This window comes from Gracilimonas sp., assembly GCF_035704785.1.
Taxonomy (GTDB): domain Bacteria; phylum Bacteroidota; class Rhodothermia; order Balneolales; family Balneolaceae; genus Gracilimonas.
In genome coordinates this window covers 1-12,509 of record NZ_DASSWP010000128.1, presented here as the reverse complement: position 1 = coordinate 12,509, position 12,509 = coordinate 1, and the positions used below count along the sequence as shown (strand labels likewise).

The 12,509-nt window shown below is 41.1% G+C and carries 14 protein-coding genes; 10 read left to right on the top strand and 4 right to left on the bottom strand.

From position 1 onward, the window contains the following. Positions 1-302, bottom strand: a 302-nt coding sequence (locus VFM80_RS07865) for a transposase (RefSeq protein WP_395071238.1), incomplete at its 3' end; no start/stop codon positions are given. A gap of 256 nt (positions 303-558) precedes the next feature. On the opposite strand from VFM80_RS07865, the gene VFM80_RS07860 reads away from it, so the two are divergent. Genes VFM80_RS07860 through VFM80_RS07850 form a run of 3 tightly spaced genes read left to right on the top strand, consistent with a single transcriptional unit; the run spans position 559 to position 2,497 of the window. Next, positions 559-1,404, top strand: coding sequence for an ATP-binding cassette domain-containing protein (locus VFM80_RS07860; protein ID WP_395071236.1), 846 nt, complete (start codon positions 559-561; stop codon positions 1,402-1,404). Beyond that, positions 1,401-2,132, top strand: coding sequence for a hypothetical protein (locus tag VFM80_RS07855; RefSeq protein WP_395071234.1), 732 nt, complete (start codon positions 1,401-1,403; stop codon positions 2,130-2,132). The genes VFM80_RS07860 and VFM80_RS07855 overlap by 4 nt, the downstream gene beginning before the upstream one ends. Beyond that, the gene (locus tag VFM80_RS07850; RefSeq protein ID WP_395071232.1) at positions 2,132-2,497 is read left to right on the top strand and encodes a GntR family transcriptional regulator; all 366 of its coding nucleotides are present in this window, start codon (positions 2,132-2,134) and stop codon (positions 2,495-2,497) included. Before VFM80_RS07855 ends, VFM80_RS07850 begins: the two co-directional genes overlap by 1 nt. Positions 2,498-2,592: 95 nt before the next feature. On the opposite strand, the gene VFM80_RS07845 is transcribed toward VFM80_RS07850, so the two are convergent. Both VFM80_RS07845 and VFM80_RS07840 read right to left on the bottom strand, forming a co-directional pair. Next, on the bottom strand, positions 2,593-4,950 hold the full coding sequence (locus VFM80_RS07845; protein ID WP_395071230.1) for a S9 family peptidase: 2,358 nt from the start codon (positions 4,948-4,950) through the stop codon (positions 2,593-2,595). An 89-nt stretch (positions 4,951-5,039) separates the two neighbouring features. Continuing rightward, positions 5,040-5,552, bottom strand: a complete 513-nt coding sequence (locus VFM80_RS07840; protein ID WP_395071228.1) for a hypothetical protein — start codon at positions 5,550-5,552, stop codon at positions 5,040-5,042. A 95-nt stretch (positions 5,553-5,647) separates the two neighbouring features. Here VFM80_RS07840 and ccsA point away from each other — a divergent pair, with 95 nt between their 5' ends. The 6 genes from ccsA to VFM80_RS07810 all read left to right on the top strand — a co-directional run bounded on the left by ccsA (position 5,648) and on the right by VFM80_RS07810 (position 11,245). Then, positions 5,648-6,304 carry a cytochrome c biogenesis protein CcsA gene (gene ccsA, locus VFM80_RS07835; RefSeq protein ID WP_395071226.1) on the top strand — a complete coding sequence of 219 codons (657 nt, stop codon included), beginning with the start codon at positions 5,648-5,650 and terminating at the stop codon, positions 6,302-6,304. A 50-nt stretch (positions 6,305-6,354) separates the two neighbouring features. Continuing rightward, positions 6,355-6,597, top strand: coding sequence for a CcmD family protein (locus VFM80_RS07830; RefSeq protein WP_395071224.1), 243 nt, complete (start codon positions 6,355-6,357; stop codon positions 6,595-6,597). Continuing rightward, complete coding sequence (locus tag VFM80_RS07825; RefSeq protein ID WP_395071222.1) at positions 6,594-6,989, top strand: cytochrome c maturation protein CcmE; 396 nt, start codon at positions 6,594-6,596, stop codon at positions 6,987-6,989. The genes VFM80_RS07830 and VFM80_RS07825 overlap by 4 nt, the downstream gene beginning before the upstream one ends. A 67-nt stretch (positions 6,990-7,056) precedes the next feature. Next, positions 7,057-9,552, top strand: a complete 2,496-nt coding sequence (locus VFM80_RS07820) for a heme lyase CcmF/NrfE family subunit (RefSeq protein ID WP_395071220.1) — start codon at positions 7,057-7,059, stop codon at positions 9,550-9,552. A gap of 80 nt (positions 9,553-9,632) precedes the next feature. Beyond that, complete coding sequence (locus tag VFM80_RS07815; protein WP_395071218.1) at positions 9,633-10,262, top strand: hypothetical protein; 630 nt, start codon at positions 9,633-9,635, stop codon at positions 10,260-10,262. A gap of 128 nt (positions 10,263-10,390) precedes the next feature. Beyond that, positions 10,391-11,245 (top strand): 3-hydroxyacyl-CoA dehydrogenase family protein, encoded by an 855-nt coding sequence (locus VFM80_RS07810; protein WP_395071216.1) that lies wholly within the window; start codon positions 10,391-10,393, stop codon positions 11,243-11,245. Positions 11,246-11,308: 63 nt separating this feature from the next. On the opposite strand, the gene VFM80_RS07805 is transcribed toward VFM80_RS07810, so the two are convergent. Beyond that, positions 11,309-11,962, bottom strand: coding sequence for a hypothetical protein (locus VFM80_RS07805; protein ID WP_395071214.1), 654 nt, complete (start codon positions 11,960-11,962; stop codon positions 11,309-11,311). A gap of 29 nt (positions 11,963-11,991) precedes the next feature. Here VFM80_RS07805 and VFM80_RS07800 point away from each other — a divergent pair. Beyond that, positions 11,992-12,509 (top strand): hypothetical protein (locus VFM80_RS07800; RefSeq protein WP_395071212.1); only part of this gene is annotated, 518 nt, incomplete at its 3' end.

Below are 12,509 nucleotides of genomic sequence, written 5' to 3'. Positions count from 1 at the left end.
TTTCTCCGGCTTTCTTTTGGATTTGATTGAAGGTCATTCAATATTGAATAAGCAGTAAATTTTTTAAAATCCCTGAGGATGTCTGATAAATTAAAACCTTCTTTCGCACTAACCATTAAATGAATATGGTTTGTCATCAGGCACCATCCATGTATTCTCAATCCTTTTTCAGCTTGACAAAAAGATAAGCTATCTACGATCATTTGCTTATAAGCTGGCCTGGTGAAAACATCAATCCAATCTATTACAGCAAAGGTGATGAAGTGAGCTTGTTGATGGTTATATATTTTGAACCCCGCCATGCTCTAATATAAAACTTGGGTGTCATGATGCAAGTCTGAGACTTGCTGAGCTGGGACTCTTAAGTCAGCGCTCGATCTGTTTTTGAGCTTGGAAAATAGTTACCGGGCTCGCTTTAAGACTTAAGAGATCTTTGGCCATTGGTTTCTCTCTCCCAGTCCTGTTAGAAAATGAATAAGTACTGTTCATGGAAAAAATCTTTGAATTGTTATACTGTATTACTATACTAATACAGTAATTCTAATTAACGATCAGACTATGATTTCAATCAATGACCTCACATTTGGGTATAAAAAGGGGCAACCGATATTATCCGGCATAAACCTTGAGCTTCATCAGGGAAAGATATACGGATTATTTGGTTTGAACGGGGCGGGTAAAACCACGCTGTTAAATAATATTGCAGGGATGCTTTTTCCCAAATCGGGAAGCTGTTTAATGGACGGAAAGAAGACGATGCTTCGAAACCCGGTTGTAATGAGCGATATATTTATTGTTGCTGAACAATTTGATCTGCCAAAATTAACCGGGCAAAAATATATAGAGCTTCATCGATTGTTCTATCCGGGATTCGATAATCAACAAATGGAAGATATCATGCTGGAGTTTGATATCAATAAGACAAAAATGCTTCCGGAATTATCTTTTGGGCAGCGAAAAAAGTTTTTGGTCGCTTTTGCAATAGCTACACAAGCCAGGTTGCTGATCTTTGACGAACCTACAAACGGACTGGATATTCCTTCTAAAAGTCAATTTCGCAGAATTATTTCTTCTCTTGATGCGGAATCGCGATGTATCCTCATATCCACGCACCAGGTCAGAGACCTGGGTTCTATGATCGAGCATATTATAGTTCTGAAGGATGGAAGCGTTATCTTTAACCGATCATTGGAAGACATTGCTGATAGGTTATCGATTCAGAAGTTGGAGTCAGATTCTTCACCTGATTCGTATATCTACGGAGAAGAAACACTTGGAGGGATCAATGCCATAGTAGCATCACAAGGAGATACCATTGGCGAGTTCGATCTCGAGCTTTTATTCAACGGTATCATCCAAAAAACAGAAGAGATGAACCAACAATTTGAAGGGGTACTATCATGAAATCAACAACGATAAACAGTTTTTCTTTCCAACGTGTACTTCAGCTTTGTAAAAGATATGTAGCTATTAAAAGGAGTATGATCCTGATCGGTTTTGCTGTAGTTATTACCCTGATAGGGGCAGTTACGATATGGATATTTAATTTTTTCCCGGAAGGCCAGAGATCCTTGGATGGACTGTTTACAATAGCATTCTCTCTTTTCCACTATGCGGGTTATGCTTTTTCCAGTACCATCTTCAATGAGCTGAATGAAAAAGGATTCGCTCCGCAGTTTTTTACTTTGCCGGCTAAAACTTCAGAAAAAATACTTTCTGCCTGTTTGATCTCATACGTATGCTATACCATAGTTGGGATACTTTTCCTGTACATCTTTGCACTTATTATAGGCATGGATATCAGTTCAACATTTACCATGAAGAATTTTAGTGACTTGATGATATATACCATGCTCCAATCCATCTTTATTTTTGGGGCGGTTTTTTTTAAAGCCAATAACTTCCTGAGTACATTAGTTTCTATTTTTGTTTTCATGATCACATTTACACTGGTTTATATGGGATTAAGATTTTATGTACCCGGTTTTGAAACATGGCTAAGCGGCTCTTTATCAGTATTAACATCATCATTATTCGCAAATGTGGCGAGTGGACTCATATACACTTTAATGGTCTCCGGCATATTCATTTGGTTTACTTTCATAAGGCTCAAAAACCGGCAGATAGCATAATGGAATTCTCAGGCAATAAACCTATTTACAAACAGATAGAAACGCACTTCTATGATCAAATTCTGAACGGGAAATGGAGTGAAGGAGAACGGGTACCATCCGTGAGAGAAGTTGCAGTGCTGATGGAGGTAAATCCGAATACGGCGATCAGAGCTTTCCAAGATCTACAGGAAGAAGGGATTCTCTATAACAAAAGGGGAGTAGGATATTTTGTAGATGATAACGCTCTTGAAAAAGTAAAGGATCTGAAGAGGGAAGAATTTATTCAGGATAAACTACCGGTCTTCTTCAAATACATGGATCAGCTGGAAATTTCATTCTCTGATCTGAAGCAGTTATATAGTTCTCAAAGGTCTAAAAAATAGTTGGTTCGAAATTTATAGACATCAAGATCATAAAAAAACGCCGAAGCAGTAAAACCACTTCGGCGTTGGGTGTTCTTTATTCCTTGTTCGATGTTCTAATCTTCTTCGGGAAGATTGAATTCCACATTGGTACGGTAATCACCCAGTAAATGCTCAGCGAAGTAATACCATTTCTGTCGTTCGAAGTAAGGTTGGTAAGGTCCAAAGCCATGTCGGCGGCCGGGCAAGATCATCATGTCAAAACGCTTACCGGCTTTGATCAGTGCATCCGCCAATCGCAGGGTATTTGCGGGATGTACATTGTTATCAACATTACCGTGAACAAGCAGCAGGTGACCTTTTAAGTTTCCGGCCAGTTCCGCATTGGTTTTAACTTCAGATTCAAAAGTAATGACTTCTTTTTCCACCTCAACACTGTCTTCGCTCATTTCCTTCACGGTTTTTTTAACCTCTGTAACCCCGTGATGTGTTTCTCCCCACCAAGTGTTGTAGATGTTATTGTCGTGGTTACCGGCTGACGAAACAGCGGCGGTATAAAAGTCGGGATAGGTAAGTAGGGCAGCAGTACTCATGAAACCACCACCGGAGTGGCCAAAGATACCTACTTTATCCTGGTTGATAAAAGGATGTCGGGCAGCAAGTTGCTCAATTCCATATTTGTTATCCGCCAGGGGGTAGTCCCGCAGGTTGTCATATCCGTAAGTATGATAGTAACGGGAGCGCATCGGGCTTCCTCCGCGGTTTCCAAAAGCAACAACTACAAATCCCAATTGAGCCAATGCCTGATTTCTGCCTGTGATTCCCCCAACAGAAAAACCGGTAGGGAAGGGCTCCGTTTGTGGGCCGGGATATACATAAGATATGATCGGATAGCTCTTGGTAGAATCGAAGTCGAAAGGTTTCCACATCACTCCGTAAATATCTGTGGCGCCATCTGCTGCTTTAACTTTGAATTCTTCCGGTGCTTCCCAGCCAATTTCCTTAGCTGCGGTCATATCTACTTCCTGTAGCGTAAGGGTCACTCGTCCATTATCATCACGTAAAACCGTTCGTGTTGGCTCATCTACCCGCGAATAATTATCCACGAAGTAATTTCCTTCCTCTGATTCTGAGATGCTGTGATCAGCATTTTCAGGGGTTAAGTGTTTGAAGTCGGAACCGTCGAACTTTACGCTGTATAAATGCTCGTAATAGGGGTGATCACCGTCACGGCCATATCCTTCAAAGAAAATGGTTTTAGCAGTAGTATCAATTTTCACCACATCGCCGACTACAAAATTTCCTGTAGTGATGCGGTTTTTTAGATTACCTTCCGAGTCATATCTGTAAAGCTGTCCCCATCCGCTACGCTCGCTCCACCAGATGTATTCTTCTCCATCATTGATGATACCCAGATATTGATAGCTCCAGTTGAAATAAGGTTCACTGGTCTCGCTTAAGATTACTTCTGTTTCGCCGGTAGTAGTATTGGCTTTCAGGATATCTACTTTATCTGAGGGGCGATTCTCTCTGTAGATATAGAGATAATCAGAATTGGTAGCATTATAATCTCCGGTTTGATGATTTCCGTAGTTGGCACGAAGATCCTGATCTTCCCATTTATCGGTATCCATTCTCACCCGCTCTCGCGTTTCGATGTCAAATACTTCAATATGCGAGATTCCAATTTCCTCCTCACCCGGCATGCTGTACTTATAAGTCTCAAGGGTTGGGCGTTCCCCCAGGGTATTGATCACCCAAAGATCTTCTACTTTACGATCGTCGGTTCGACTAACCCACAATTTCTTTTCATCGTCAAAAAACTGTGCTCTTGCCCGGAGTCTTTCATTGCTTGTGGTATCACTTTGATCTGCCTGATAACTGAACCAGCGCTCTCCGTCTTCCGTAAGCTGTATTTCAGTACTGTCAGGATCGTCAGTACGCATTAAATACAAATTGTGATTTTTAGCAAAGGCGATATAAGTACTGTCAGGAGAATAAGTAGCCCAGTTTTCCAGCTCTTCTTGTTCCAAAGAGTCACCTTTGATGAGGTCATTACCATTTATGTTATAGGTGAACTGAATACTGTCTACATGAAAAGTAAAACGTTCTTTATCGGTATCATATTCAAAGTCCTCGAGGTCAAGGTCTAAAGCATTGAAAGGCCGTTCAAAGATCTCAGTAAGCTGAGAGGCCATTTCCTCCTGATCAAAAAGCAGGCGTTGATTCGGCCGCTCTGCATTTACGAAATACCAGTTTTTGCCTTCATCGTTTTCGTAGGTGTACCAGAAGTTATTGGTGTCTTCGATCCAGCGAGGGTAAACGGAAGTATTTCCGATCAGTTTTGACATTTTCTCCCCGGTAAAACGCTCAGCCGCTTCAAAGTCAGCTTGCTGAGCAATAGTGTAAGAAGTATTTAAAATAATTAAAGAAAGGGTTAATGCGCCCCATTTTACTATAGTAGAAGTGTTCATAAAAACCGATTATAATTTAGATTAGGCGACCAATAAACGGTTTAATTTTGTAAAACACTGATAAATGAAATAGAAATATAAAATCCGTCTCAGGTATCTTCAAACTTTTTACGCTCTATTTGGAAATCTTCATCACTCATAAGTCCTTGCTGCCAAAGGCCTGTCAGGTAATCAAGGCGGTCCATGGAACCCGGATCGTATTTTGGTTCTCGGAGTTTGGTTTGTTTTTCAGTTTCAAGCCTTTTTAGCTCAGCCTCCACTGCTTGTTCTATAAAGCCTGCGATTCGGGAAGGGTTTTTAAGTCCAATAAGATTGACCGTGCGCCCCTGCGTTTTTAGAGTGATATCTCCGACGCCAAATCGTGGCTCCCCCGCTTCGGCCTGTCGAATATCTGTCAGGTCAATATTTTGCGAGTAGTTGCCTTCAACAACAGTGATCCTTCTATCAATTATTTTATAGGATATTGCGCGGTGTTTTTTTCGTGTCTTCCAGAGAATAATAATTCCAATCAATGCAGGTATTAACAGTACACCGAAAACGTAACTCCAGAAAAAGGCTCTCCAGGAAGGGGTTAGGGTGATCGATTTTTCAATTTCAGGCATGGTCGATTTTACAGATTATAAACTCAGATTATCGCACTTAAATTCGTATATTTTGAATCGAAAACGTAGCCATAGTTAAAAAAATTCACACACTCTTGAAAGTCTGGAAATATGTAGTTGCCGTTTGGATGACCCTTGTGATCTCTGCCGGTTTTTTGATTTACATTCCTGAGATCCCAATTCTGGAAGAAACAGCTCGTAATATCTTTTTTCACGTTCCTATGTGGATGACGATGTTCGTTCTTTTCGTTATAAGTTTTTGGTATAGTATACAGTATCTGAATACCCCGAATCCGGATTATGATATCAAAGCCTCTTCGGCTGCCAGTGTAGGGGTCGCTTTTGGAGTTTGCGGGCTGCTCACGGGATCACTTTGGGCACGCTTTACATGGGGCTCATGGTGGACATTCGCTGAACCTAAAATGAATTTAGCTGCATTGGCGTTGATGATATATGTAGCGTATTTCGTACTCCGTTCTGCTTTTGATGATCGCGAGAAACGCGCAAAATTATCAGCTGTGTATAATATTTTTGCTGTTACCACGATACCATTTTTGCTGTATGTGGTTCCACGTCAGTTGACAAGCCTGCATCCCGGTGCAGACGGAAATCCTGCTTTTAGCGAAATTACAGCCGATGAATTGCGGTTTATATTGTACCCTGCTTTCATTGGATTCATCGCCCTTGGGTATTGGATCTATGATATTCATTTCCGTTATAACAAGGTGAAATTGGAAGCGGAGAATTCGTAATTTAAGCCTGATAAATTCTAAAGCTCAACATTTAAAGAAATTCAATTTTAATGCAAGAAGATACACTTGCCGTCGTTGACACGCTTACTGAAGCCTATTCTGACCAATGGGCGGGAACAAATGGTGCGGAAGAAGCCGGCGCATTTATTCAATTAATGTCATCAAACGATCTGATATTTGTAGTACTGGGAGTTAGCCTGATCATTTGGCTGGTACTCCTGTTTTTTCTTTTCCGTGTAGATAAGAAAGTGAGTAAACTGGAAGAACAAATTAAAAGCAATCAAGAAGCATGAAACCAAAACTCATAATTGGCATTGTAGCCATAGTTGGATTTACCTCTTTGTTGATGTACAATTTTGGTGAAAGCATAAGTACATACACTACTTTTGAAGGTGCTGGTGAAAGAAGTACAGCGCACATTCCCGGAACATGGGATAAAGAAAAAGGAGCAGAGTTTTCACTGGAAACCAAACGTTTTACTTTTTACATGAAAGATGAAGACGGTGTTTCCCGGAAAGTGGTATACCCAAAGCCAAAACCGAATAATTTTGAGGATGCAGACCAATTGGTAGTTATCGGTGAAATGCGTGGAGACACATTTCATGCAAAAGAAATGCTGATGAAATGCCCTTCAAAATATAATGACAATGACCCGGGTCGGTTCGTTAACGCGTCAGAAGGCTAAAAGCTCTTGTTCATTTGAATCCATATCCGGATCGCTCTCACCTTAATAAATTTGTTCTGAATAATATATGTTAGGAATCCTCGGTAAAACCCTGATCTCTGCTTCTTTTGTAGCCTCTCTGTTTGCCATGATCTTTTATTTTGTGGCAGCCAACAAAGATGAGGAAAAGACTCTTCGAATCGGGAATTGGCTGTTTGCTGCTAAAGCTGTTTTCCTTGTTGCTGCCTCAGGAATATTAATGTACCTGATCTTTAAGCATCAGTTTCAGTATTACTATGTATTCAATTACACTAGTCTTGACCTGACTCCCCGGTATTTATTTTCAGCTTTTTATGGCGGACAGGAGGGAAGTTTCATGTTATGGATCCTGATCTCAGGCTTTCTTGGCTTTGGGCTGATGAAGTGGACCCGGCCTCCTTACAAAGGTCCGGTTCTTTTCTTTTTGACCCTTACCCAGGTTTTCCTGCTTTCCATGTTATTGGGCTGGGATATTTTCGGGTTGAAGCTGGGAGCTTCACCTTTCCGAACCATAGCCGAGGAAATGCCAAATGCGCCTTTCCTGCAAACCAATCCTGATTTTGTACCCGCCGATGGAAGTGGATTGAATGACCTGCTTAAAAGTCCCTGGATGATGATCCATCCGCCTATTCTATTTGTAGGCTTCGCTATGATGACCATTCCTTACTGTTTTGCCATGGCTGCCCTCTGGAAACGGAAATATAATGAGTGGGTAGGTCCGGCACTCCCATGGACCCTGAGTGCAAATGTAGCGCTTCTGACAGCGATCTTCCTCGGAGGATATTGGGCTTATGTAACCCTCTCGTTTGGAGGATATTGGGCCTGGGACCCGGTTGAAAATGCCTCATTGGTGCCATGGCTAATAGGAACAGCCGGTATCCATACCATGATCATACAACGGAAAAGCGCGGTGGCACAGAAGTCGTCCATTCTCTTTACCATTCTTGCATATGTATTCGTTGTCTATGAAACTTTTTTGACCCGCTCTGGCATTCTTGGAAGTTCATCGGTACACAGTTTTGTGGATCTTGGATTGTATAATCAGCTGGTAGCATTTATGCTGGTGGTTACCTTTTTAGGCCTAGGGATGTTTTTCTGGAGATATAAAGAACTTCCTTCACCCGATAAAGAGGCGAAGGTGTTGAGCCGTGAGTTTATGACGGTAACCGGAGCCATGCTTCTGCTCATTCTTGGAGCAGTAATTATTCTGGGAACAAGCTCACCGATCCTGGGGCAATTGTTTGTTGAGAATCCCACCCCGCCTGAGATCAGTTTTTATAACAATTGGAGTATGCCTATTGTCATGATCATGGCTGTTCTCACTGTTTTGGGACAATATTTATTTTGGAAAAAATATGATGCTGAATCGCTTGCCTCCGCTCTTATTAGTCCATTATTGGTAACCAGTGCAGTTACAATTTTCTCGATCATAGTGGGAGATGTACGTAACTTTTACTACATGGTTTATCTGTTCTGCGGATACTTTGCTATCGTTGGTAATGCCTGGGTGATGGTCCGACTGGCTTTCCAAAAGCCTAAACTGATCGGAGGTTCTTTGACTCATATTGGTTTTGGTTTGCTGCTGGTGGGAATCTTAGCCTCATCAGCGTATAATGAACACTTGGTTGATCAGAAAACGGCGAATTATAATGCAGCGGTAGAAAGAGGTGAAGTGACGGATGAGCAAGGTTTTAAAGTCACCCAAAAAGAAGAAATGCTGGTGTTGAATTTAAATGAGCCGGTACTTATCGATAATCGCTATACCGTGACCTACGAAGGTTATGAACTTGATAGCAGCGTTCGGAGAGGTCAACAGAATTATAAGCTCAGGTTTGATCCGGTAGATGGCGGTAAGCCTTTTTATATGACACCGGAAGTTTACCCTATGCTTACTTCCTCTTCACAGGAAAACATTCAATGGTCAGTAGATCCGGATGTACGCACCGGTCTTTTCAGTGACATTTATCTGTATGTTGGCGGAAGTTCATATGTGCAAGAGCAAAATGACCGTGTGGCAGAACGAAGCATGATGCAAAATGTAGCAGAGCAAGATAGCACTGAAGAGGAGCCAAAAGTACAAACCTTAAACTTTAGCCCCGGTCAAACGATTGATGTTGGGAAATTCAAAATAAGATTTGTGAACTATGCACGGACCGACAGCTCTAGATTACCGCCCAATACTACGATCGGTGTGAGGGCAGAGGTTGAACTGATTCACCCTGCAAGTGATCGGATCATTACTCTTGATCCGTTGTTTGCGGTTTATAGTCAGGATGGGCAAAGCTACATTTTTTCACCCCCTTCGTTTGCCAGAGAGTTTGACCTGGAGTTTCAGTTCACTCAGATAAATCCCCAGGAAAACAGTATAGAACTTACAGTTACCGGACTCGAGGAAGAATACGAACCGGAATGGGTACTGATCGTAGCTGATGAGAAGCCGTTTATTTCTGTGGTTTGGGCAGGAACTTTTATTTTGATGGCTGGATTTAGCGTTTCTATTTTTCGACATTGGAGCAGAGAACGAAAAAAGAACACGAAAGAATGAATTATTAATAGAGAATTTTGAACTGTTTAAACACAAAAAGGTCAGCTTACCTGAGACCCCATATTTGGGGGTCGGTATTTATGCTTCTTTTTGTGGTGTTATTCTCTGATTACGTTGAAGCTCAGGATACTGAAGAATTGCCATCCCCTAAAGCAGCTTTTTTAAGATCACTGGCCGTGCCCGGCTGGGGGCATTATTATACAGACAATGAAAATTGGGATCGTGGGAAGTATTATCTTGCCGGGGAAGCGGTATTGGTCTTGTCTTATTTTGGTTTGGATGCCAGAGCAGATTATCTCGAGAATGACTTTAGAACTTTAGCTTTGAGTAAAGCAGGTGCTGATCTTGCAGGCAAGCCCCGTGGGTATTTGATAGCAATCGGGAATTTTGACGATCTAGCAGCATATAATGATGCACAGCTAAGAAGCCGTAACTGGGATGCTATTTATCCTGAAACAGCTGAATATCAGTGGAGCTGGGAAAGTAATGATCTTCGGAATCAATACAGAAATACCAGAGAGAGGGTAGATAGAAACCGAAGTCAGCTGCCAACATTATTGGCTCTTATGGTTACTAACCGATTGGTCAGCGGATTAAGTGCTTTTGTACAGGCTCGCAATAAATGGGAGAATGTGCCCGAAGCTGGGTTCTCTTATCACAATGAATTTGGGGAGCCCGGAATAACAGCAAAGATCCGCTTCAGTTTTTAGATCTTTTGCTTCGGGGAGTTTGTATCAAGATGGGGGTTATTATTTGCAAAAAGGAACTCTGAAGGCTTGAAAAACCCTTTCAAAAATCCTAACCTGACTAAAATATAAATCGAAAATAACTTGATATAATGGACGTAAAAAAAGTAGCTGTAATTGGTGGCGGTACAATGGGTAATGGAATTGCTCATGTATTTGCCATGAATGATTTTTCTGTAAACCTGATAGAAACCAAGCAAGAATTTGCTGATCGGGCGATGTCAACCATCGAAAAGAATCTTGACCGTATGGTGAAGAAGGAAAAGATCGATGAAGCCAAAAAAAATTCTACCCTTGATGCTATCAACGTATTTTTGAATCTGTCGGAAGGTGTGAAAGATGTTGATCTGGTAGTTGAAGCTGTTCCTGAAAATATAAATATCAAGACCTCTGTTTGGAAAGAGGTGGATGAGGCGGCTCCTGATCATGCCATTTTTGGATCCAACACTTCTTCGATTTCCATTACTAAATTAGCTGCTTTAACATCTCGTCCGGAAAAATTTATTGGGATGCACTTTTTCAATCCTGTTCCGGTAATGAAATTGGTAGAGATCGTTCGTGGTTTACAAACTGACGATGAGACCTACAAAACAGTTAAAAAAGCATCAGAAAAGCTTAACAAAGTACCGGTACCTGTAAATGATGCTCCGGGGTTTGTGAGCAATCGTGTACTGATGCCTATGATCAACGAGGCTATCTTTTGTGTGGGAGAAGGGGTTGCCACCGCTGAGAATGTGGATGAAGTTATGAAGCTTGGTATGGCACATCCAATGGGGCCATTACGGCTCGCAGATTTCATCGGGCTTGATGTTTGTCTCGATATCCTGAATGTGTTGTATGAAGGGTTTAAAGATCCTAAATACCGTCCGGCTCCGCTTCTTGTAAAAATGGTAGACGCAGGGAAGCTCGGCAATAAAACCGGAGAAGGGTTTTATAGCTACGACTAAAATAAAAAAGGGATCAGCTATAAATGTAAAGCTGATCCCTTTCTTTTTGAGTAAATATTAGATTCAGGCTGCTATAGATTCATCTAAAATTTTATTGGATGAAAAGATCACTTTATTGGCTTTTAAAAGCAGGTCATGAAGTTTACGTCCCACCAAATGTTGTATTTCCTTTAAACTGTTTGGTGAGGTAAGTTCATATTGAAAGTAAGAGATCAGGTTTATTGCTGACAGATAACGTCCGTTTTCATCCCCATCAATTTCAATATGCCAGCGGGTTATAATGTCATCGTCGGCCAATAGATCATTAACTTTTTTGCTGATAGATTCCATCCATTTACCGGCTTTTTCTATCCTGTAATTTCCGGTTTCTTTGGGTTCCTGCGGCTGGCATGAATTAATATCGAAGAGCCAGCTCATTTCAACATCAATAGTAGGATTAACGGAAGATTTTGTAAGGGTTTCTATTTTTAGAAAAGGGTGGCTGTCCATTCCCTCAAGTTCTTTCGCCATGGTTGTTTCTCTGAAACTGTCCCAATCAAAATTTATGGAAAGGGATTCCATATAATCTGATGCATGATCCAAAGAAATGATAAATTCTAAACCGGTGGCGTGAATCTTATTATCTTCCCACGTTCTGAACTTAGTAGTTTTAATCCCTCTTTTTACCAATTGAGCTTCTACAGTGTTAACTATAGAATTGAATATTGGATAATGCATTTAATCCTTTAATCCCCCATTGATTTTTAATGAACTATTATGAATTAATATATCTAAATCGGACCCTTAAAAACAAGTTAACCGGGGGAAAGATCCGGCAGTCTGTAAGTCCCTATAAAAACTATATTGAGTTTTTTGTGGAAGGTGCCGAGCAATCGTTTCGGCTTTGTTTTAGCTCTGCCCCGGGTAATATTGCTTTATTTATTGACAGCAACAGAGGGGCAAAAAAAAGTAATACGATCGATTTTTTTGAGAGTATTTATGATCTTGAAATAACAGATGTTAGTATCCCAGAAACCGATCGTTGGTTTTATATTCACTTCGAAGATGAAAGCCGGCTTTCATTTCGGTTGTTCAGTAATCGGGCCAATGTATTTTTATCCAAGGGCGGAGTTATAAAGGATGTGTTCAAGGAGTACGACGAACCGGGAGAAGAAACTCCCGAACCACAGGAATTGGATCTGTATGAAGTGGAAGGGGATATCAGTAAAAAAAGCACGAAGAATAAGCTCGTCACCCTTAATCCAATGTTGCCCCGGCAAAACCT

Bases quoted from the DNA above. Each gene is read 5' to 3' on its own strand.
- VFM80_RS07860 (WP_395071236.1), top strand. From the start codon at position 559: ATGATTTCAATCAATGACCTCACATTTGGGTATAAAAAGGGGCAACCG.
- VFM80_RS07855 (WP_395071234.1), top strand. From the start codon at position 1,401: ATGAAATCAACAACGATAAACAGTTTTTCTTTCCAACGTGTACTTCAG.
- VFM80_RS07850 (WP_395071232.1), top strand. From the start codon at position 2,132: ATGGAATTCTCAGGCAATAAACCTATTTACAAACAGATAGAAACGCAC.
- VFM80_RS07845 (WP_395071230.1), bottom strand. From the start codon at position 4,950: ATGAACACTTCTACTATAGTAAAATGGGGCGCATTAACCCTTTCTTTA.
- VFM80_RS07840 (WP_395071228.1), bottom strand. From the start codon at position 5,552: ATGCCTGAAATTGAAAAATCGATCACCCTAACCCCTTCCTGGAGAGCC.
- VFM80_RS07830 (WP_395071224.1), top strand. From the start codon at position 6,355: ATGCAAGAAGATACACTTGCCGTCGTTGACACGCTTACTGAAGCCTAT.
- VFM80_RS07825 (WP_395071222.1), top strand. From the start codon at position 6,594: ATGAAACCAAAACTCATAATTGGCATTGTAGCCATAGTTGGATTTACC.
- VFM80_RS07820 (WP_395071220.1), top strand. From the start codon at position 7,057: ATGTTAGGAATCCTCGGTAAAACCCTGATCTCTGCTTCTTTTGTAGCC.
- VFM80_RS07815 (WP_395071218.1), top strand. From the start codon at position 9,633: ATGCTTCTTTTTGTGGTGTTATTCTCTGATTACGTTGAAGCTCAGGAT.
- VFM80_RS07810 (WP_395071216.1), top strand. From the start codon at position 10,391: ATGGACGTAAAAAAAGTAGCTGTAATTGGTGGCGGTACAATGGGTAAT.
- VFM80_RS07805 (WP_395071214.1), bottom strand. From the start codon at position 11,962: ATGCATTATCCAATATTCAATTCTATAGTTAACACTGTAGAAGCTCAA.